Below are 18696 nucleotides of genomic sequence, written 5' to 3'. Positions count from 1 at the left end.
GGCAAGAGCAACGATCATAGCCGCCTCTGTCTGGACAATATATAATCAAAAATCCAGTAAAATTAAGAGAGCGTCCAATGTCAGACCCGTTAACCGATATTGTTACCTTGCTCAACCCCAGGCCTACCCATACCAAACTCGTCGAGGGAGCGGGTCAGTGGCGCATTGTCCGGGAATCTTGCGGAGAAGCGTTTTACTGCGCAGTGTTACAAGGCGAATGTCTGATAAGCATTAACGGCAAAGCGCCAAAATTATTGGTATCCGGCGATTTCATTCTGATACCCGCAACCTACACGTTTGAAAACACCAATGCGGGCACGTCTGCGCCGACGGACATTACGACGCCGACCCTTATTGGCGATGGGCACGTGAGAATTGGCTCAACAACGGGACCGGCTGAATTTCTGATGAATGTGGGGCACTGCGAATTCGACACACCGGACAAACAGCTTATCGTCGCATTACTGCCCAACGAGATCCTGGTGAAAGGACAACAGCGTTTTGTCACTCTGCTTGAACTTCTGCTAGATGAAAGCCAGGCCCGGCGGCCAGGACGTGAAGTGGTATTGATGCGTCTTTTACAGTTATTACTGGTTGAGTCGTTGCGAAGCCATGATTGTCTGTCGGGAACGGCAGGTATTTTGCGGGGATTACAACACGAAAAGATCGCCATCGCGCTACATCTCATTCATGAAAAACCCGACATTGACTGGCAAATAGCACAGCTCGCCAGCCACTGTGCGATGTCGCGTTCCTCTTTTTTCGCCATATTCAACGAGACAGTCGGTATGCCACCCATGCAATATCTGCTCTTCTGGCGAATGTCGTTGGCCAGAAAAGCCCTGTTGAGCAGTACGGATAAAATCGAACAGATCGCATTTCGCATTGGATATCAGTCAGCGAGCGCCTTCAACGTCGCCTTCACGAAATATGTAGGGATGCCGCCGGGAGTATTTCGACGCCAGAAACCCCATGTTATCTCTGTCGAGCCGCATTACTGATGAAAAGCCAGTGGTGAATACTCTTTCTGTACGCTATCACTGGCCTTGTCTTTACGCACTTTCCCCGTTAAATAAAACAGGCTTTGCGGCACCTGTTGAAGGGGGAGCCATTACGCGGATTATCTTACCTGCATCCGATATTCAATCATGCCGCTTTTTTTCGCAATCCAGTCATATAATCTTTGCGCACGATAATTTGCTTCGTGGGTGTGCCAGTAAAGATGGCTGGCATGACGTTTTCGGGCTTCTTTCTGGACATATTCAATTAACTGTTTGCCAATCTGTTTGCCGCGTGTATTTTCGCTGACATACAAATCTTCAAGATAACAGTAATCACTTTCCGCCCAGGTTGAACGGTGAAAAAGATAATGGGCGAAACCCACTACCTCGCCATTACTTTTCGCGACAGCACAGAATATCGGCTCGATTGGATTGGCAAAGCGCTCCCAGGTGCGCGTTGTGACCGCGTCAGGAATATCAACGTTATAAAATATTTGATAATTTTTCCACAGCGGCAACCAGCTTTCATAATCCATTTCACTGGCTGCTTCAATTGTGATAACCACTGTATTCATAATAACCTCTTTATTTTCTGGCTTGTTCTGTATTGGGGTGAATCATTAATTAAAAAACGCAGGCAGCGTAGGTATTGGCTTTTTTCAAACACGAAAAGCACAGGCAACGTGCCAATATATGACGCGCCTTATCGCCGCCGCTCCACCCTGCCCGTCATTGACGCTTCGGGAATAATGATAAGGTGAAAATGGCAGGTTTAGCCCCACCAATTTTTCACAATGCAGCAGACCAATTTATCTTCTGGCAGCAGACCATCCTGTTATAGACTGGATGATGACGGAAGTAATAACGGAGAAACGGATGTTTAAGCATGCCCAGCTTGAAACGGTAAAGGCCTGGATGATCGATCCGGCAAACGGTTCACTGCCTCTTCATGAAAGGATCCAGAGAGCAATACGGGCACTTATCCTGGAAGGCATTTTATCTCACGGCAAAGCCCTCCCCGCCTCGCGTGCATTAGCCATCTCACTCAATGTTTCCCGTGACACCATTGAAGCCGCCTATACGCGTCTGCATGCGGAGGGGTTTATTGAAAGACACACGGGTAAAGGCAGCTTTGTTTCCGCCAGCGCCCGATTTCTGAAATCACATTCCCGGCAACGCCAGTCCGCCGCTGAGGTACGTGAACCCACGCTCAGTGCACGGGGAAATGTGATGTACAAAAGTGGGGGGATACGCGAATTTTCATCGCCTCGCCCACTGGCGCCGGGGATCCCCGAAACTCGTCTGTTTCCGGTGCAAACCTGGGAGCGACTTGAGCGACAGGTACTAAAAGAGTATCGCCACCGTGCGCTGGAGCAAAGCCCGCCTCAGGGGACAGAGCGGTTACGCCGGGCCATCGCAGAGTATGTCAATCTGGAGCGCGGCGCGCATGCCACGCCAGAACGTATCATTATTCTGACAAGTTCCCAGCAGGCGCTCGCCCTCTGTTCTCATGTCCTGATTGACAGCGGCGATGCCATCGTGATTGAAGATCCGACCTATCAGGGGGCGCAAAAAGCGTTTAAGGCTGCCGGGCTGAACAGCCTTCCGGTCCCGCTGGATGAGAAAGGGCTGTGTATTGCGTCACTTAATGCTCTGACAGCGCCGGCGAAAGCTATCTATCTTACCCCTTCCCATCAGTACCCTACCGGCGTCACCCTGTCACTTGACCGACGGCTGGCGGTCATCGACTGGGCAAACCGTCACCAGGCCTGGATTATTGAAGATGACTATGACAGCGAGTTTCACTATGAAGGCAAGCCGATGGCCTGCGTGCAGGGGCTGGACGCCTTTAACCGGACAATCTATATCGGGACGTTCACCAAGTCTCTTTTTCCGGGACTACGCATTGCCTGGATGATTGTACCCGCAGAACTTGTTGAACCGCTGACGATGGCAAGGACGTTAATGGACGGTCATACCGCCTCCATCACCCAACTAACCGTCGCCAAATTTCTGGAGGGTGGCCATTTTGGTTCCTATGTCCGGATGATGCGGGAAGTTTATGTTGCTCGCCGTGACAAACTGGCAAGCCTGATTGAAGAGCGTCTTTCTGATTTTGTCGTTGGCATAACGCCAACGGGCGGAATGCAGATGCCCTGCCATCTCAGGAAGGGCATTTCCGAAGCAGCCGTCGCCACAGCCGCCCGACGTGCAGGTATTGATATGCTTGGGCTTGCCGAATTATATGCAAATGAACCGGCGTCAACCGGTTTTTTGATAGGTTTTGCGGCTTACACGGAGAAGGAAATAGAAGACGCTGTAGAAAAAATCGCCGCCCTTTTTCGTCTTCTCTGAGGCTTTGGCGTGTCAGCCCGACACCCGCCTCACTCCATGTGCCTGCCGCTGGCAGGCCGCCAATATCATCCTGAACGGATGCGAGCTATGTGGATTGCTAGCCTAATCGCTGCATTTCAGCGCGGCCAATACTGCGTCGCCATGCGCCAGGGGCCTGCCCGTAGTGACGCTTAAAGCTGCGGTTGAAAGACTGCTGAGAGTCAAAGCCCAACGCGATGGCCACGTTCAAAATCGGTTCGTCGCTGCGGGCTAACCGCTCGACCGATTTTTGCAGCTTTTGCGCACGAATATACTCGGCGAGACGATAGCCCGTATGCTCTTTGAAGATCCGCTGGAGGTGCCACTTCGAATAACCGGCGCGTCTGGAAACGGTATTGATATCGAGACGGCTTTCAATATTGTTGTCGATCCAGTCGAGTAAATCGTGAATAAATGCGCCATTGTTCATTTTGTTTCCTCCCGCGCGGCTTACCAAAAAAGCATCTTTGTCTGTTGCATTTAAAGGTGGCCTGCTTTTGCGGTAAATGCAAGTTTTATTATTGCATTTAAATCCCTGCCGGAAATCTGACTTCAGCCCCTGACGCAAACAGCACATAAAGTGCAACAATTATTCTTGCACTTAATTTAGCACCTCCCTACAATCGCCGCGATAGTGTATTCGCAACTGTTACAGTTTTGTGGCGATGAACGACACAAATGGCCTTAAGCCAACCCGGACAAAGGAAGTGGCGCGGCGTCCCCTGCTGCGTCTTGCCCGGCGGCTACAATTACCGGAATAAAAATAATGAGCCTGCAAAAACATTGGGTTAATTTTCGTCTGAATGCGCTGGGAGCGGTATTACTCTCCGTCATGCTCGTCGGATGCGATGAGGGTGTCGCGCAAAATGCCGTGCCACAAGCGCCCGCCGTGAGCGCCGCTGACGTGGTCGTGAAATCGATTAGCCAGTGGGATAGCTTTAACGGTCGGATTGAAGCGGTGGAGAGCGTTCAGCTACGCCCCCGTGTCTCTGGCTACATTGATAAAGTGAATTACACCGACGGCCAGGAAGTGAAAAAAGGCGAGGTGCTGTTCACCATCGATGACAGAACATATCGCGCCGCGCTGGAACAGGCGCAGGCAACGCTGGCGAGAGCCAAAACGCAGGCCAGCCTGGCGCAAAGTGAGGCCAGCCGTACCGATAAATTAATCAACACCAATCTGGTCTCCCGTGAAGAGTGGGAACAACGTCGTTCTGCCGCCGCCCAGGCGCAGGCCGACATTCGTGCAGCGCAGGCAGCAGTTGATGCCGCACAGCTTAACCTGGACTTCACCAAAGTGACCGCCCCCATTGATGGCCGCGCCAGTCGTGCGCTGATCACCAGCGGTAACCTGGTCACAGCGGGCGACAGCGCCAGCGTACTCACCACGCTGGTATCGCAGAAGACAGTTTACGTCTACTTTGACGTGGATGAGTCGACCTACCTCCACTACCAGAACCTCGCCCGCAGCGGGCAAGGCGCGTCCAGTAACCACCTGGCGTTACCGGTTGAGATTGGCCTGGTTGGCGAGGATGGCTATCCCCATCAGGGCAAAGTGGATTTTCTGGATAATCAGTTAACGCCAAGCACCGGCACTATCCGTATGCGTGCAATCCTGGATAACGCACAGCGTCAGTTCACGCCAGGGCTCTTTGCCCGTGTGCGTCTGCCAGGCAGCGCTGAGTTCAAAGCCACGCTTATCGACGACAAAGCAGTGCTGACCGACCAGGATCGTAAATATGTTTATATCGTTGATAAAGAAGGTAAAGCGCAGCGTCGCGATATTACGCCGGGGCGTCTGGCTGCCGGTTTACGCATCGTGCAGAAGGGGCTGAACCCTGGCGATAAAGTCATCGTCGATGGTTTACAAAAAGTGTTTATGCCGGGTATGCCGGTTAACGCGAAAACCGTTGCCATGACCACCAGCACCGCCCTCAACTGATCCCTTAACTGAGAATCCGACACATGGACTTTTCCCGCTTTTTTATCGACAGGCCGATTTTCGCCGCGGTGCTGTCGATTCTGATTTTCATTACAGGATTGATCGCTATCCCGCTGCTGCCGGTCAGCGAATATCCTGATGTCGTACCGCCCAGCGTGCAGGTACGCGCGGAGTATCCCGGCGCAAACCCGAAAGTGATTGCAGAGACCGTGGCGACGCCGCTGGAAGAAGCGATCAACGGCGTTGAAAACATGATGTACATGAAGTCTGTCGCCGGGTCCGATGGCGTACTGGTCACCACCGTCACCTTCCGTCCGGGTACTGACCCCGATCAGGCACAGGTTCAGGTGCAAAACCGCGTATCACAGGCCGAAGCGCGTCTTCCGGAAGATGTGCGGCGTCTGGGTATCACCACCCAGAAACAGTCGCCGACGCTGACGCTGGTGGTGCATCTGTTCTCACCCAACGGTAAGTACGACTCCCTGTATATGCGTAACTACGCCACGCTAAAAGTGAAGGATGAGCTGGCCCGTCTGCCGGGCGTTGGTCAAATCCAGATTTTTGGCTCCGGTGAATACGCCATGCGCATCTGGCTGGATCCCAATAAAGTCGCGGCACGTGGGTTGACCGCCTCCGATGTGGTGACGGCAATGCAGGAGCAAAACGTCCAGGTTTCCGCCGGGCAGCTTGGCGCCGAGCCGCTGCCGAAAGAGAGCGATTTCCTGATCTCCATTAACGCCCAGGGTCGCCTGCACACGGAAGAAGAGTTTGGCAATATTATTCTGAAAACGGCGCAAGACGGCTCGCTGGTCCGCCTGCGTGACGTGGCGCGTATTGAAATGGGCTCCGGCAGCTATGCGCTGCGCTCCCAGCTTAACAACAAAGACGCGGTCGGGATTGGTATCTTCCAGTCGCCGGGGGCCAACGCCATCGATCTGTCTAATGCGGTGCGCGCCAAGATGGACGAGCTGTCGAAGCGTTTCCCGGATGATATGAAGTGGGCGGCTCCTTACGATCCGACGGTGTTTGTTCGCGATTCCATTCGCGCAGTCGTGCAAACGCTGCTGGAAGCGGTGGTGCTGGTTGTGCTGGTGGTGATTCTGTTCCTGCAAACCTGGCGCGCGTCGATTATTCCGCTGATCGCGGTGCCGGTATCGGTGGTGGGCACGTTCAGTATTCTCTACCTGCTTGGCTTCTCGCTGAATACCCTGAGTCTGTTCGGTCTGGTGCTGGCTATCGGTATCGTCGTGGATGACGCCATCGTGGTGGTGGAAAACGTTGAGCGAAATATCGAAGAGGGTCTGGCTCCACTTGCGGCGGCGCATCAGGCGATGCGTGAAGTGTCCGGGCCGATTATCGCGATTGCGCTGGTGCTGTGCGCGGTGTTCGTGCCGATGGCGTTCCTCTCCGGGGTGACCGGTCAGTTCTATAAACAGTTTGCGGTGACGATCGCGATTTCGACGGTGATCTCGGCCATCAACTCGCTGACGCTCTCACCAGCGCTGGCTGCCCTGCTGTTAAAACCGCACGGCGCGCCGAAAGACTACCCTACCCGCCTTATCGATCGTCTGTTCGGCTGGATTTTCCGTCCGTTTAACCGCTTTTTCCACCGTAGCTCGGACGGCTATCAGGGGCTGGTGGGCAAAACGCTCGGACGCCGTGGCGCGGTGTTTGTTGTCTATGTGCTGCTGCTCTGCGCCGCGGGCGTAATGTTTAAAGCCGTCCCCGGCGGGTTTATTCCGACGCAGGATAAGCTCTATTTAATTGGCGGCGTGAAAATGCCGGAAGGCTCTTCGCTGGAACGCACCGATGCGGTGATCCGCAAGATGAGCGAAATCGGCATGAATACCGAAGGCGTGGATTATGCGGTCGCCTTTCCAGGGCTGAATGCGTTGCAGTTCACCAATACGCCAAATACCGGGACGGTCTTTTTTGGCCTGAAACCGTTCGACCAGCGTAAGCATTCTGCTGCGGAAATTAACGCGGAGATCAACGCGAAAATCGCGCAAATCCAGCAGGGCTTCGGTTTCTCCATTTTGCCGCCGCCGATATTAGGGCTGGGTCAGGGTTCTGGCTATTCGCTTTATATTCAGGACCGCGCCGGGCTTGGCTATGGCGCGCTGCAAACCGCGGTGAACACGATGTCCGGTGCGATTATGCAGACGCCAGGAATGCACTTCCCGATCTCCACCTACCAGGCTAACGTGCCGCAACTGGATGTGCAGGTTGATCGTGATAAGGCGAAAGCACAGGGCGTGTCGCTGACCGATCTTTTCGGTACGCTGCAAACCTATCTGGGGTCATCGTATGTCAACGATTTTAACCAATTCGGTCGTACCTGGCGCGTGATGGCGCAGGCCGACGGGCCATACCGCGAAAGCGTGGAAGATATTGCCAATTTGCGTACCCGTAATAATCAGGGCGAAATGGTGCCGATTGGCAGTATGGTCAATATCAGTACGACTTATGGGCCGGACCCGGTGATTCGTTACAATGGCTATCCGGCGGCGGATCTCATTGGCGATGCCGACCCCCGCGTACTCTCCTCCTCACAGGCGATGACGCAACTGGACGGAATGTCTAAGCAGATCCTGCCCAATGGGATGAATATTGAATGGACGGACCTGAGCTATCAGCAGGCCACTCAGGGTAATACGGCGCTGATCGTCTTCCCGGTCGCGGTTCTGCTGGCGTTCCTGGTTCTGGCGGCGCTGTATGAAAGCTGGACGCTGCCGCTGGCGGTGATCCTTATCGTGCCAATGACGATGCTGTCCGCACTGTTCGGCGTCTGGCTGACCGGTGGCGATAACAACGTGTTTGTGCAGGTCGGTCTGGTGGTACTCATGGGGCTTGCCTGTAAAAACGCCATTCTGATCGTGGAGTTTGCCCGTGAGCTGGAAATCCAGGGCAAAGGTATCATGGAAGCGGCGCTGGAAGCTTGTCGCCTGCGTTTACGCCCGATTGTGATGACCTCTATCGCCTTTATTGCCGGGACGATCCCGCTGATACTCGGCCACGGCGCGGGGGCGGAAGTGCGCGGCGTCACCGGGATCACGGTGTTCTCCGGTATGCTGGGCGTGACGCTGTTCGGTCTGTTCCTGACCCCGGTGTTTTACGTGACACTGCGTAAATTCGTCACGCGCGGTAAAGTGGAAAGAGAGGTTTTACCAGCCTGAGTCACTGTTGCAGATAACAAAAAACCGCCTTCACTGTGAAGGCGGTTTTTTTTCGCATATGAAAAGTATTAAAGCGCTTTTTTAAAGCGATCATCCAGTTCAGGCAGCAGATCGCACCCGCTGGTATCGGCTTTTTTGACCTTTTCCAGCGCGCTTGCCACGGTATGGCGAGCGAGTACATCTAACGACGCCTGCTCCGCTTCATCGGCAATCGATTTGAAATACCAGCACGCGTTAGCACTGACCACGCAGCGGGCCGGTATGTCGGGGCGCGACGCCCACAGTTTTTTATCTTCGATGACCGAAAGGTAGATATCGCGCAGGGTGATCTCTTCGGGCGGACGACCAAGATGAATAGAGCCGTTGCGGCCAAGCGTAGAGACGATAATCCCATCACGCGTGAGAGGTACCATTAATTTACGGATAAAGCTCGGGTTTGCTTCCAGACCATAGGCCAGAATCGCACTCGTCGAACGTTCACCCAATTGCTCCGCCATCGCTACGCTGAGAACCATCTGCAAAGCTGTCGGGAAGCGGTAATCTAACATTTTATTGTCCTGGGTCGCGGTGAATCTTGTTCTTTTTGGCACCGCAGAGGTGAATAACCAATGAGCAATAATATAACAAATACAGTCTTTTTTTTGAAGCAATCAACGCGTGACCTGGCCCGTAAAAAAGAGTTTCCACGTATGACAGAGATGTCATTCAATGCCAGATGACGACATTATCTGGTAAAAGCAAAAAAATCCTCAAGCGTGATCGATACAGGCCAGAGCCTTTCATGCCTGACCTGATTTATTTGCAAATGGAAACGATCACTTCATGCAACCAATATGCGCCAGGAACGGGGCATATATGATATTACCAAATGAACGTCTTTTTAACCCGAACCGAAAAACGGAAGTACGGTATCCATATACAGGCGAAAATTATGTATCTGACAATAGGCATAATCATGTCGAAATTCAGAGCAAGAGGCGCGAATAAGTATGAAGTGATGGCCCGGTCAATCATCATGATCGCGATACTGGCAACCAGTAGCACACTAAACGCCAGAGGTAACGCTCTCTTTTTACGCACAAAAAGAGACGTAACATAGATAACCAGGAGCAGTAAAATCAGGTTAATCCCTGCGGCAGTAAAAAGATAGGATGTCTGGTAAACAGGAATACGACCAATCATGTTCGTACCCAGTTTTAATGTCACTATCAGAGAGGTGAAATAATCGTAGGCCATGAGAAAAATATTGAGGAGTGGCAGGAACAACAGGCCACCGATTTTTCTGTAGCGCTTTTCCTCACATTCAGCACAATATTCAAGGTGTTGCGCGATCTCCTTATCACAAGTTAAGCAGGTCCATTTGAAAGGGGTCTCCGTCATTATTCATCCTTTTTAGTGTGTTCGCTCTTAACGAACTTGCTTCATTCCAGGATGAGTTAACGGCTAACCGTGAAGATTCTTTAGGGTGATTGCGTTTTTACCGTTGAGTGAAGAGTGACACGAGTATAAAAATGCCCTGCCCGTGCGAAATGGCCATGGCCCCGTAAGCTTGATTAGTTTATGAAAAAATCTTAGGCTACCCCCTAAAATATACTGGATAATCAAAGGCTAAAAATGAAAAATATAACCCCGGAATATACTGTTGTCGACTTATCGCGCTGGGCAAGGAAAGAACATTTCGACGCATTCCAGAGCTTCGCGCAGTGTACATTTAGCCAAACTGTGCAAATCGATATTACCGCGCTGCTAAAACATATTAAGGAGGTCGGCTGGAAATTCTACCCTACGATGATTTTCCTCCTTGCAAAAATAGTCAACAGGCATGCGGAATTTCGTATGGCCATCAAGAACAATGAGCTTGTCGTATGGAATGACAGCCATCCAGCCTATACGATTTTCCATGATGAAACGGAGACCTTTTCGTCATTATGGAGTCATTACGACGGTAATATTCACCACTTCCAGAACGTTTTTTCAGAAGACGTGGCGCGCTATCGCAATAACCTTTCCTATCTGCCTAAAGAAGACTCACGGGAAAATATATTTTTTGTATCGGCTAATCCCTGGGTAAGTTTTACCGGTTTTAATATCAATGTTGCCCATATGCAGAACTTTTTCGCCCCCATGTTTACCCTTGGTAAATACTACACACAGGGTGACAAAGTCTTGTTACCCCTCGCCGTCCAGGTACATCATGCCGTCTGCGATGGTTTCCATGTGGCAAGATTGATCAACGAATTACAAGAGATGAGTGATGACTTGTCGCACTATTCAGAGTCACGTAATAGCTGATGCGCCCGACATTTTTGTATGGAGCTGGCAATAAGGAGAGCAGATGGGAAAATCTCAACAACCAGGGACAGTGGAAAAATGAAAGAAAATAAACACTCTCCCTGCTTATGCTGCGGTAAGAGAACGCTCGAAGAGAGAGGGAATTATGAAATTTGCGCCGTCTGCGGATGGGAAGATGATCCCGTACAGTTTGCAGATCCTGATTTTTCGGGCGGGGCTAATTCGTTAAGTTTACATGCGTGCAGACGGGCGTGGGCGGCTGTTCAACGTAATAAGCCAACACAGTCTGAATAGCCATTTCCGCTTCGGGTTCGAAGCGGAGATATTGCATGATACACAGACCTGTTTATTACACGGCCCGTTGCAGAATTTCACCGGGCAGACCGTCAAAATCTCTGAATTCACGCGTGATAAAACTATTCTTCATCAGGATCTTTTTTGATGCCAGATTTGCAGGATCGATAATCGCAATGAGTGTAGAGACTTCAGCGTTTCTGCAGGCCTGCTCGACCAGTATTGTGGCAACTTTGCTCGCAATACCAAGCCCCCAATATTCCGGTAGCAGCATATAGCCCAGTTCGGCGGTCTTCGGTTGGTCAGCCACAGATGCCAGTTTGGCGAGGCCGATAAAATTACCCTGCTTATCATCCGTGATTCGGTAATAGCCCAAATCTGGATGGCAGGCATTCTCGTCGAGTATGAGTTTAAAATCACGAGAGGCCTCATCACAGGGAATGGCACGTTCTGTGATCATCGCCATAACATCGATATTACTGACAAGTTTTAAATAATCCGCAAAATGTATTTCAGAAAACTTTTCCAATAACAAATCCATTTATTACCTCATAAAACCATTAGCAGCCAAAATAAATATCGCATTACTCTATCTGTATGGAGAGCAGTATTGGCATTGTATCAATATGAATGCACTTTTAAAATTGATGGGACCAGAACCCGTTTTTTACATATGGTGTTTTCTGGTACGAAACAGCTAACACTGGCAGGCGAAATCAGCATGTCCATTTTTATTCTACCGCCCCTTCGCTTAAGGTGCGCTCAAATCCGTCGCCGGCAGCACAGTTCTTACCGAAAGCTCTCTGATGTCGCACAGGTAACGAATGTATAAGCGAAATTTTTCAGTCAAACCGTCGAACCAACTTTTTCCAACCTCCGACGCCCTGCTCCCTGTTTATTCACCGGTATATCAGGACCCGCACTAAGTAGACAGACTCTGTATGGGGGCGGGAGGTCAGATAAGAGCGAGGAGAGGAAGTTCTCGATTGTTCTCATAGAGAAGGAAGGTGCTCATCATACCGGAGAGGCGTATAAACTATCACAGACAGTTTCAGGCTCACAAAGTAAGATCGTTATGTAGATCCGTATGATTTCGAGCCTTTTGGCCCTGAAATTCAACAGATGTTAGCTTATAATGGTGTAGTTTTGGTCACGGGAACCAGAAGCAATCCCGCAATAAAAAATATTGGGAAAGTAGCGACAAAAAATGAATATAGATTAACTGAGAAAAAATTTTGCAAAGCTTAGTTGATATTTGATCAGATAGTGCAACGCTAATTAATAATTAAACTGTAACTTAATATAGTTTCAAAGTGAATGATAGGAGCCGCAATGAATTACAATATCAATATTACTGAGGGATATCCATCCTTGCTTAACCTGGATAATACCTCTGGGTTGTATTCTTACTTTGCGATAGATCCCATTTGTGAGAATGACAAGATCGTTGTGAGTGCCAAATATCTAGAAATAAATGCTGATAAAGATCTTTGGTGTTGCCAGGCCATTGATGAAAACCCTCAGGGAGTAATTGCGAAAGTTGCTGATAGATTTGTTTCTGAAAATTCATTAGTATCATTCTTGTTGAGAAGGGCTAAAATAGTTGCCGAAGGGGATGTTACATATTGTATGTGTCTCGATAATGTAAAGGAAAAAATTTTTCATTCCCTTCCCATATCTTTCACTACTGGGAGTAAATATATTTGGCTATCAGGAAAGAGTTTGGATTATGCGGATTTCAATATAGGGTTGTATGTCTTTTTCTCGGGTAGTTTATATCTTCATTTTGAGGACAGAGATGTTATATTGCAGATGGAGAATTTTAAAAGCAACTTGAATATGGAAGACGTTCAAATCATTAATAAGTCGCAAGATATATTCAACAGAAAGAGAGATATGTTCATTGGACATGAGGTCTTTAATAATAAAAAATCACCTTTTTTTGATTTCGATTTTCTAACGAGCTACTTTGCGCATACAGAATATACAAATTTAGCGTTAAGAGATTTTCGAGATGATTTTAATTAATCAATCCTTCTTAACTATATATGCGTGCCCGCTGATTTCTATAATTAAAACAGAAGGTAATACATGATTTAACGCTGCCATGACCCATAGCCTTCCTCATTGTGATCAGATTGCAAATATACCACCCAGGCGGATCATATGCTTTTCGATATTTGTCCAGTTCACACCGTAACCTTCGCGATATCCGCTTTTTGCATACAGAAGAAACTCATGCCCGGCAAGGTCAGTAGTGAACCAGAAATGGACATCACATCAAAATCCATAATGGATGACAGCAGGTTGGGTAAGCCTGTTTCCTGGACGGCTATGTTGAATTGTCTTTTTCCTCGTGTGGTTTGCAACTTTTATTGATTTGATTGATGAAATCTGGATATTTTTGTTGAACCCCACCGAAGGAAATGATCACAATGATTTTAATAAGATCGGCAGAATCAAAAGATATTCCCTCTCTAAAAAAGCTTTTTCTACAGTTGGGCTATCAGACAGACACTGAGAGCTTAGAACAACGTATCTGTGAGACGCAGAGTACGCTTTGTACTTTAGTGGCTGAATTAGATAAGGAAGTTTGTGGAGTTGTTGTTATAAACTTTATCACACCTGTTCATGAAAATAACTTATGGGCATTAATTTCAGCTCTGGTCATAGATGAGTCGTCACGTGGGGCGGGGATAGGCCAGCAACTTCTGATTGCCTCTGAGCGCATGGCCCTCGATAAAAAATGTTCTCAGATTGAGCTTTCAAGCAGTGAAAGAAGAACCAGAGCGCATAAATTTTATGAAGATAACGGATACAAAGAAGTAAGGAAGCGCTTTGTAAAGCTCCTTGCTAAGTTGCCCGAGGTTTATTAACCCTGCAGGGTGATAGCACAGTCCGCGCCTGGCACAGAGCGGATAAACCGACTGAACAAAAGGCCTGCTATGAGCGAACATCTCGCGTTATATGCAGGCCTGTTTTTACACTGCCCGTTGCCGAATTTCACCGGGCAGACCGTCAAACCCTCTGAACTCACGGGTAATAAAGCTCTTCTCGTCAGGATCTTTTTTGATGCCAGATTTGCAGGATCGTAAATCGCAATGAGGCCTGATATTTCAGGGGTTCTGCAGGCTGCTCAACCAGTATTGTGGCAACCCTGCTCGCAATACCAGGCCACCACTATTCCGGCAGCAGCATAGAGCCAAAACAGACTCATTTTGCGGTCATCGCGGGATCCGCAAGCATTGCATCGGCGATATCCAGCATTACCCGCAGGCGATCCATATGCCGGAGGTCATAGTGATACCCCACCCATATATCTTTGGACGGCGGCGGCTCCGGCATATGAATCGACTGTAATCCAGGTATGGCATCGCCAATAGGTCGTGGCAATACGGCAATCCCCATTCCACGCTGGCACATCTGCGCCTGAACGGCCCTGCTGGTACTGGTGACCACTCGCCGGGACTGAGGGAACCTGTCGAGCAGCCAGGCCACGTCGGAAAAGTGGGACTGTGCCGTATTCATAAGGATAAGCCCCACTGCGGCCGGATCATGTTGCGCGATATACGCGGTTTCCGGCGTTCCATACAGCGCATAGGGCATACTCATCAGGCGACGCTGGACAATATCCGGTTCGGTAAAGGGAACGATGCGAAAGGCGATGTCAGCATCACGACGCGAGAGATTGAGTAAGCGGTAGCTTGCGATAATTTCCGGGACAATGGCCGGATGGCGGCGCGTCAGTTCGACCAGAACAGGCGCCAGAACATAGTTAGCAAACCACTCTGCTGATGAGATTCGCAATATCCCCTCAAGACGTTCGTGATTCCCTGCCAGGCGCCGTTCCATCGCCAGCGCGGAATCTTCCATCGCTTCTGCCAGCGTCATGACCCTGTCGCCAGCATCCGTCAGTACCAGACCTTCATTTGTCCGACGAAATAGCGCTTGCTGTGCCTCATCCTCAAGCGCCTTTATCCTGCGCCCCACCGTTGGATGGCTCACGCCAAGGCTGCGTGCAGCCTCCCCAAAAGACCCCTTACGGATGACTGCAAGAAACACCCGGACATCGCCCCATTCCATGCCATTGTCTCACCGTTCAAAATTGAACATCGAATATACAAAAGTGTCAGTTCCAAAACAATTATGTAAATATCACCATAGCCTTCTCAATAAACCGCCCTGGGCGGCGATTTCAGGAGGCTTACGGCATGAACAAATTACAAGACAACGTTGCCATCGCGACCGGGGGCTCCAGCGGCATCGGGACTGAACCGTTAGCAGATGAGTGTCCTGTGTCGACACATTCCATCACGCAAGCCGAGCCGCGTCGCTGGGCCATGTTTGTCATTTTACTGGTCGGCGCATTTTTGCCGCCGCTCGATTTTTTTATCGTCAATGTTGCGCTGCCTGCCATGCAAAGCGAGCTGGGCGCCTCCTCTTCCGCTGAACAACTGGTCATTTCATCCTATGCCGCCGTCTATGCGGTGACATTAATTACCGGTGGCCGGCTGGGTGATATTTATGGTCGCGGGAAGATGTTTTTTCTTGGGCTTATCGGTTTTGCTGCGGCATCGGTACTGTGCGGTTTAGCCTGGTCACCGTGGGTATTGATTACCGGGCGCATGTTACAGGGCGCCACGGCCGCCATTATGGCGCCTCAGGCGCTGGCTTCCGTGCAGGCTATTTTCCCGGAAGCGGAGAAGCCGTTAGCGCTGAGTATCTATGGCGCAGTGTTTGGCCTGGCCTCCGTTATCGGACAGGTTTTGGGTGGCCTATTGATTTCTGCGGACCTGTTTCATCTGGGATGGCGAACTATTTTTCTCGTTAACCTGCCGGTGGCGCTGCTGGTTATTCTCTTTGGCCTGCCATTACTGAAAGAAACGCGGGCGCAATCTGTACAGCGACTGGATCCCGTCGGCATGTTGCTGGCAACAGTCACCCTGAGCGCGTTGATTATACCGTTGACCGAAGGCCGTGAGGCGGGATGGCCCTGGTGGACGTGGCTGTTATTTCTTGCGGTCCCGCTGCTGGCCTCTCTGTTATGGCGTTATGAACGTCATCTTAAGCAAAATGGCGGCTCGCCGCTGCTTGATCCGGCGGTGTTAGGCGCGTCGGGACTGGGACAGGGACTGGCGATCGTTTTGCTGTTTTATTCCATCGGCGCCTTCTTTCTTTTGTTTTCTGTTTATCTGCAAGGCGCCTTGCATTTAAATGCCCTGGCCGCAGGCCTGCTTTTCCTGCCATTCGGCGTCGGCTTTCTGACTGGACCGTTGCTGACGCCTTACCTGAGGCGTTTTGTCGGAAATTACCTGAGTACGATCGGGATGGGATGCGAAACATCAGGCTTAGCAGGCCTTGCCTGGCTGATTGCCAGTACGCTGACGGGCAACTCTCCCGCGATGCTGCCGCTTGCAGTACTCCTTTTTGTTACTGGTCTTGGCCAGGGGCTGGCAATGCCAACGCTGGTGCGGATGGTGACTGGCCGTGTTGCCCCGGCATTTTCAGGAATGATTGCCGGAGTGACCAGCTCGACATTACAAATCAGCACTGCGCTGAGCGTCGCCGTCATCGGCGGCATTTTTTACAGCATGCTGGACACCGATAAAAGCGGAGCCAATATCACGCATGCCTTTATCGTGGCGCTTCTGGCGATGGCGGTATGTCTGGCGGCAGGCGCCGGACTAAGTATCCGGCTTATCCGGCGCGCCTCTGGTCTCCCCTCAGATCCGGCCAGCCGCACCCCGCAGCGATCTTAGTGCGATTCGCCTGAATGATGACGTAACCCGCTGGCAAGCAGCGTAAACACCTTAATAACGTCTGGCAGTCTCTTTTGCGGAGCGTCGCTCGCGGCTATCAACAGTGCAGCATTAAGCGCCGCTCCGTTCAACAGATGCGCAGCGGCCGTTGCATCCATCTCTTTGACGACCTTGCGTTCAATCATGCTTGTCAGGGTTTGTCGGGTGGATTCGAGGCAGCTATTCTGGCTGGGCCATTGAGCGGGATCGCCCAGGAAAGCCGGGCCGTCAAGCAGGACAATACGCCTCACTTCGGGGTCCAGCGCCATCTGAATGTAGGCAATGCCTTCGGCCAGCAATCTCTCCCAGTCATCGCTGGCTGTTGCGGCAGCAGCTTTTGCGCGCTTAGCCATTTCGCTATCTATCTGGGTGACGACCGCGGCAAGTAACCCCTTTTTATCGCCAAAGGTGTGATAAAGCGCACCGCGTGTCAGACCCACACTTGCGGTTAATTCATCCATTGATGCATTAGCAAAGCCTTTTTCTGCAAAGGCCTTACGCGCGGCTGAAATCATTTTTGCGCGATTTTCTTCCATCGCCTCGATTCGGCGGTTAACAGCCATACCCTCTCCTTTTTGACATACATCGCGTATCTCACTTGACATACGTGATGTATGTGATAATTATTACACATACATCACGTATGTTAAATCATTCCATCCTGTATTGCTTCATCTGCGCTATCTATTTGAAAAGAGAAAACCCTATGATTCAACGCGAACCTGTTTTTCCTGCTCATCGCCATGCTCTCTATAATGAACACGGTTATTCCGCCGCGATCCGTTCAGGCGACTTGCTGTTTGTTTCTGGTCAGGTCGGAAGCCGGCCAGATGGCACGCCGGAACCCGATTTTGCCGCTCAGGTGCGACTTGCCTTCGATAACCTGAAAGCGGTTCTTGATGCTGCTGGATGTACCTTTGATGATTTGATTGATGTCACGACCTTTCATACCGATCCCGAGAATCAATTTCCCGCCATTATGCAGGTTAAGCAGTCTGTTTTTCCGCATCCCCCTTATCCAAACTGGACTGCTGTTGGCGTCAACTGGCTTGCAGGATTCGATTTTGAAATTAAGGTAATTGCCCGAATTCCTGCGCATCAGTCATAACCAGAGGAAACAGGTCAATTTATCAGTAGAACTGACATGAAAATCGCCAGACGCCGTCTGGTGATTTGTGAAAATAGCCAATGCCGTTGTCCGCCCACATCCAGTTAACTTTTTCTTCAGATCCCACCTGAAAGACGAAATCCTCAAGCCCGACGCCATGTTGTATTTCCGCAGGGTATCCGCCAACTTTGGTTCCCCCGTAGCGGCTAAAGTCCTCAAAGAAACTGTCACTGGCTGGTTCATCATCGTTTACGGCAGAAAGATCAAGAATATCCCAGGCATCCTCCCAGCCCGGCGCATCATCATTCACACTTAACCATCGCACAGGAAACGCGCGATACGGCGTGGCCAGTTCAGGTAATAATTCAAGCCCATCAAGCGTGGCATATTCACGAATTAGCCAGCCTTCACCATGGGGTTGGTCAAAAGGATGGCTTTCCATATTATGAAAGAGAACCAGAAGAGCGACATTCTCGAGTTGTTCAGGAATAACAGGAAGCTCATCGATACGAATCTGAAGAAGCGGAAACATCGGTTTCCCTCTCCAGACAGGCAGTCCTTCACCTGCAAGCGATACTCCTTTTAAAAACCATGAAGTAAGAGGATCTGCACTGGGGCGAAAACCACCTACCTGAGCCACCGATGCGGGACGCAATTTGGACCTGAGATCTTCTAAAACTAACGCACTTTCGGATTTCATCTTCGTTGCCTT

The 18696-nt window shown here is 50.5% G+C and carries 18 protein-coding genes; 10 read left to right on the top strand and 8 right to left on the bottom strand.

Translation table 11 applies throughout. The features are described 5' to 3' along the window. The first annotated feature begins 77 nt into the window (after nucleotides 1–77). A complete protein-coding gene (locus IP582_RS10290) occupies nucleotides 78–1001 on the top strand; it encodes an AraC family transcriptional regulator (RefSeq protein WP_193795858.1) in 924 nt (307 codons plus the stop codon). Between the two features lie 119 nt (nucleotides 1002–1120). On the opposite strand, the gene IP582_RS10285 is transcribed toward IP582_RS10290, so the two are convergent. Beyond that, nucleotides 1121–1576, bottom strand: coding sequence for a GNAT family N-acetyltransferase (locus IP582_RS10285; protein WP_172600664.1), 456 nt, complete (start codon nucleotides 1574–1576; stop codon nucleotides 1121–1123). Between the two features lie 301 nt (nucleotides 1577–1877). On the opposite strand from IP582_RS10285, the gene IP582_RS10280 reads away from it, so the two are divergent. Next, nucleotides 1878–3356, top strand: a complete 1479-nt coding sequence (locus IP582_RS10280) for a PLP-dependent aminotransferase family protein (RefSeq protein ID WP_193795857.1) — start codon at nucleotides 1878–1880, stop codon at nucleotides 3354–3356. A gap of 97 nt (nucleotides 3357–3453) precedes the next feature. On the opposite strand, the gene IP582_RS10275 is transcribed toward IP582_RS10280, so the two are convergent. Next, a complete protein-coding gene (locus IP582_RS10275) occupies nucleotides 3454–3804 on the bottom strand; it encodes a helix-turn-helix domain-containing protein (RefSeq protein WP_039079365.1) in 351 nt (116 codons plus the stop codon). Nucleotides 3805–4140: 336 nt separating this feature from the next. Between IP582_RS10275 and IP582_RS10270 the strand changes: the two genes are divergently transcribed. Both IP582_RS10270 and oqxB read left to right on the top strand, forming a co-directional pair. After that, a complete protein-coding gene (locus tag IP582_RS10270; protein WP_071194830.1) occupies nucleotides 4141–5316 on the top strand; it encodes an efflux RND transporter periplasmic adaptor subunit in 1176 nt (391 codons plus the stop codon). Nucleotides 5317–5339: 23 nt separating this feature from the next. Then, entirely contained in the window at nucleotides 5340–8492 is a 3153-nt protein-coding gene (gene oqxB / locus IP582_RS10265) for a multidrug efflux RND transporter permease subunit OqxB (RefSeq protein ID WP_039079367.1), read from the top strand. A gap of 68 nt (nucleotides 8493–8560) precedes the next feature. On the opposite strand, the gene IP582_RS10260 is transcribed toward oqxB, so the two are convergent. Beyond that, on the bottom strand, nucleotides 8561–9040 hold the full coding sequence (locus tag IP582_RS10260) for an Rrf2 family transcriptional regulator (RefSeq protein WP_165158796.1): 480 nt from the start codon (nucleotides 9038–9040) through the stop codon (nucleotides 8561–8563). 313 nt (nucleotides 9041–9353) lie between these two features. After that, complete coding sequence (locus IP582_RS10255; RefSeq protein WP_193795856.1) at nucleotides 9354–9872, bottom strand: DUF2569 family protein; 519 nt, start codon at nucleotides 9870–9872, stop codon at nucleotides 9354–9356. Between the two features lie 234 nt (nucleotides 9873–10106). Between IP582_RS10255 and catA the strand changes: the two genes are divergently transcribed. Both catA and IP582_RS10245 read left to right on the top strand, forming a co-directional pair. Continuing rightward, entirely contained in the window at nucleotides 10107–10784 is a 678-nt protein-coding gene (gene catA / locus IP582_RS10250) for a type A chloramphenicol O-acetyltransferase (protein WP_193795855.1), read from the top strand. Nucleotides 10785–10802: 18 nt separating this feature from the next. After that, on the top strand, nucleotides 10803–11078 hold the full coding sequence (locus tag IP582_RS10245; protein WP_370551802.1) for a CPCC family cysteine-rich protein: 276 nt from the start codon (nucleotides 10803–10805) through the stop codon (nucleotides 11076–11078). Nucleotides 11079–11133: 55 nt separating this feature from the next. Here the strand turns inward: IP582_RS10245 and IP582_RS10240 are convergent, their stop codons facing one another. Then, complete coding sequence (locus tag IP582_RS10240; protein ID WP_193795853.1) at nucleotides 11134–11619, bottom strand: GNAT family N-acetyltransferase; 486 nt, start codon at nucleotides 11617–11619, stop codon at nucleotides 11134–11136. 791 nt (nucleotides 11620–12410) lie between these two features. Between IP582_RS10240 and IP582_RS10235 the strand changes: the two genes are divergently transcribed. Both IP582_RS10235 and IP582_RS10230 read left to right on the top strand, forming a co-directional pair. Then, nucleotides 12411–13106 (top strand): hypothetical protein, encoded by a 696-nt coding sequence (locus IP582_RS10235; protein WP_193795852.1) that lies wholly within the window; start codon nucleotides 12411–12413, stop codon nucleotides 13104–13106. A gap of 407 nt (nucleotides 13107–13513) precedes the next feature. Beyond that, nucleotides 13514–13954, top strand: coding sequence for a GNAT family N-acetyltransferase (locus tag IP582_RS10230; protein ID WP_193795851.1), 441 nt, complete (start codon nucleotides 13514–13516; stop codon nucleotides 13952–13954). A 337-nt stretch (nucleotides 13955–14291) separates the two neighbouring features. On the opposite strand, the gene IP582_RS10225 is transcribed toward IP582_RS10230, so the two are convergent. Beyond that, a complete protein-coding gene (locus IP582_RS10225; RefSeq protein ID WP_193795850.1) occupies nucleotides 14292–15161 on the bottom strand; it encodes a LysR family transcriptional regulator in 870 nt (289 codons plus the stop codon). A gap of 212 nt (nucleotides 15162–15373) precedes the next feature. Between IP582_RS10225 and IP582_RS10220 the strand changes: the two genes are divergently transcribed. After that, nucleotides 15374–16837, top strand: coding sequence for an MFS transporter (locus tag IP582_RS10220; RefSeq protein ID WP_193796231.1), 1464 nt, complete (start codon nucleotides 15374–15376; stop codon nucleotides 16835–16837). Here IP582_RS10220 and IP582_RS10215 read toward each other — a convergent pair. Next, nucleotides 16834–17439, bottom strand: a complete 606-nt coding sequence (locus IP582_RS10215; RefSeq protein ID WP_193795849.1) for a TetR/AcrR family transcriptional regulator — start codon at nucleotides 17437–17439, stop codon at nucleotides 16834–16836. The two genes, IP582_RS10220 and IP582_RS10215, sit on opposite strands and share 4 nt — an antisense overlap. Before the next feature lie 143 nt (nucleotides 17440–17582). Between IP582_RS10215 and IP582_RS10210 the strand changes: the two genes are divergently transcribed. Then, nucleotides 17583–17984 (top strand): RidA family protein, encoded by a 402-nt coding sequence (locus tag IP582_RS10210; RefSeq protein ID WP_079496650.1) that lies wholly within the window; start codon nucleotides 17583–17585, stop codon nucleotides 17982–17984. Between the two features lie 22 nt (nucleotides 17985–18006). Here the strand turns inward: IP582_RS10210 and IP582_RS10205 are convergent, their stop codons facing one another. Beyond that, nucleotides 18007–18684 (bottom strand): DUF1963 domain-containing protein, encoded by a 678-nt coding sequence (locus IP582_RS10205; protein WP_193795848.1) that lies wholly within the window; start codon nucleotides 18682–18684, stop codon nucleotides 18007–18009. Between the last annotated feature and the right edge of the window lie 12 nt (nucleotides 18685–18696).

Source organism: Citrobacter sp. BDA59-3 (genome assembly GCF_015167655.1).
GTDB classification, from domain to species: domain Bacteria; phylum Pseudomonadota; class Gammaproteobacteria; order Enterobacterales; family Enterobacteriaceae; genus Phytobacter; species Phytobacter diazotrophicus.
This window is presented reverse-complemented; position numbering and strand designations above follow the sequence as displayed.

What these genes read in the sequence shown, in the direction of transcription:
- IP582_RS10290 (WP_193795858.1), top strand. Translation starts at nt 78, where the DNA reads ATGTCAGACCCGTTAACCGATATTGTTACCTTGCTCAACCCCAGGCCT.
- IP582_RS10285 (WP_172600664.1), bottom strand. Translation starts at nt 1,576, where the DNA reads ATGAATACAGTGGTTATCACAATTGAAGCAGCCAGTGAAATGGATTAT.
- IP582_RS10280 (WP_193795857.1), top strand. Translation starts at nt 1,878, where the DNA reads ATGTTTAAGCATGCCCAGCTTGAAACGGTAAAGGCCTGGATGATCGAT.
- IP582_RS10275 (WP_039079365.1), bottom strand. Translation starts at nt 3,804, where the DNA reads ATGAACAATGGCGCATTTATTCACGATTTACTCGACTGGATCGACAAC.
- IP582_RS10270 (WP_071194830.1), top strand. Translation starts at nt 4,141, where the DNA reads ATGAGCCTGCAAAAACATTGGGTTAATTTTCGTCTGAATGCGCTGGGA.
- oqxB (WP_039079367.1), top strand. Translation starts at nt 5,340, where the DNA reads ATGGACTTTTCCCGCTTTTTTATCGACAGGCCGATTTTCGCCGCGGTG.
- IP582_RS10260 (WP_165158796.1), bottom strand. Translation starts at nt 9,040, where the DNA reads ATGTTAGATTACCGCTTCCCGACAGCTTTGCAGATGGTTCTCAGCGTA.
- IP582_RS10255 (WP_193795856.1), bottom strand. Translation starts at nt 9,872, where the DNA reads ATGACGGAGACCCCTTTCAAATGGACCTGCTTAACTTGTGATAAGGAG.
- catA (WP_193795855.1), top strand. Translation starts at nt 10,107, where the DNA reads ATGAAAAATATAACCCCGGAATATACTGTTGTCGACTTATCGCGCTGG.
- IP582_RS10245 (WP_370551802.1), top strand. Translation starts at nt 10,803, where the DNA reads ATGGAGCTGGCAATAAGGAGAGCAGATGGGAAAATCTCAACAACCAGG.
- IP582_RS10240 (WP_193795853.1), bottom strand. Translation starts at nt 11,619, where the DNA reads ATGGATTTGTTATTGGAAAAGTTTTCTGAAATACATTTTGCGGATTAT.
- IP582_RS10235 (WP_193795852.1), top strand. Translation starts at nt 12,411, where the DNA reads ATGAATTACAATATCAATATTACTGAGGGATATCCATCCTTGCTTAAC.
- IP582_RS10230 (WP_193795851.1), top strand. Translation starts at nt 13,514, where the DNA reads ATGATTTTAATAAGATCGGCAGAATCAAAAGATATTCCCTCTCTAAAA.
- IP582_RS10225 (WP_193795850.1), bottom strand. Translation starts at nt 15,161, where the DNA reads ATGGAATGGGGCGATGTCCGGGTGTTTCTTGCAGTCATCCGTAAGGGG.
- IP582_RS10215 (WP_193795849.1), bottom strand. Translation starts at nt 17,439, where the DNA reads ATGGCTGTTAACCGCCGAATCGAGGCGATGGAAGAAAATCGCGCAAAA.
- IP582_RS10210 (WP_079496650.1), top strand. Translation starts at nt 17,583, where the DNA reads ATGATTCAACGCGAACCTGTTTTTCCTGCTCATCGCCATGCTCTCTAT.
- IP582_RS10205 (WP_193795848.1), bottom strand. Translation starts at nt 18,684, where the DNA reads ATGAAATCCGAAAGTGCGTTAGTTTTAGAAGATCTCAGGTCCAAATTG.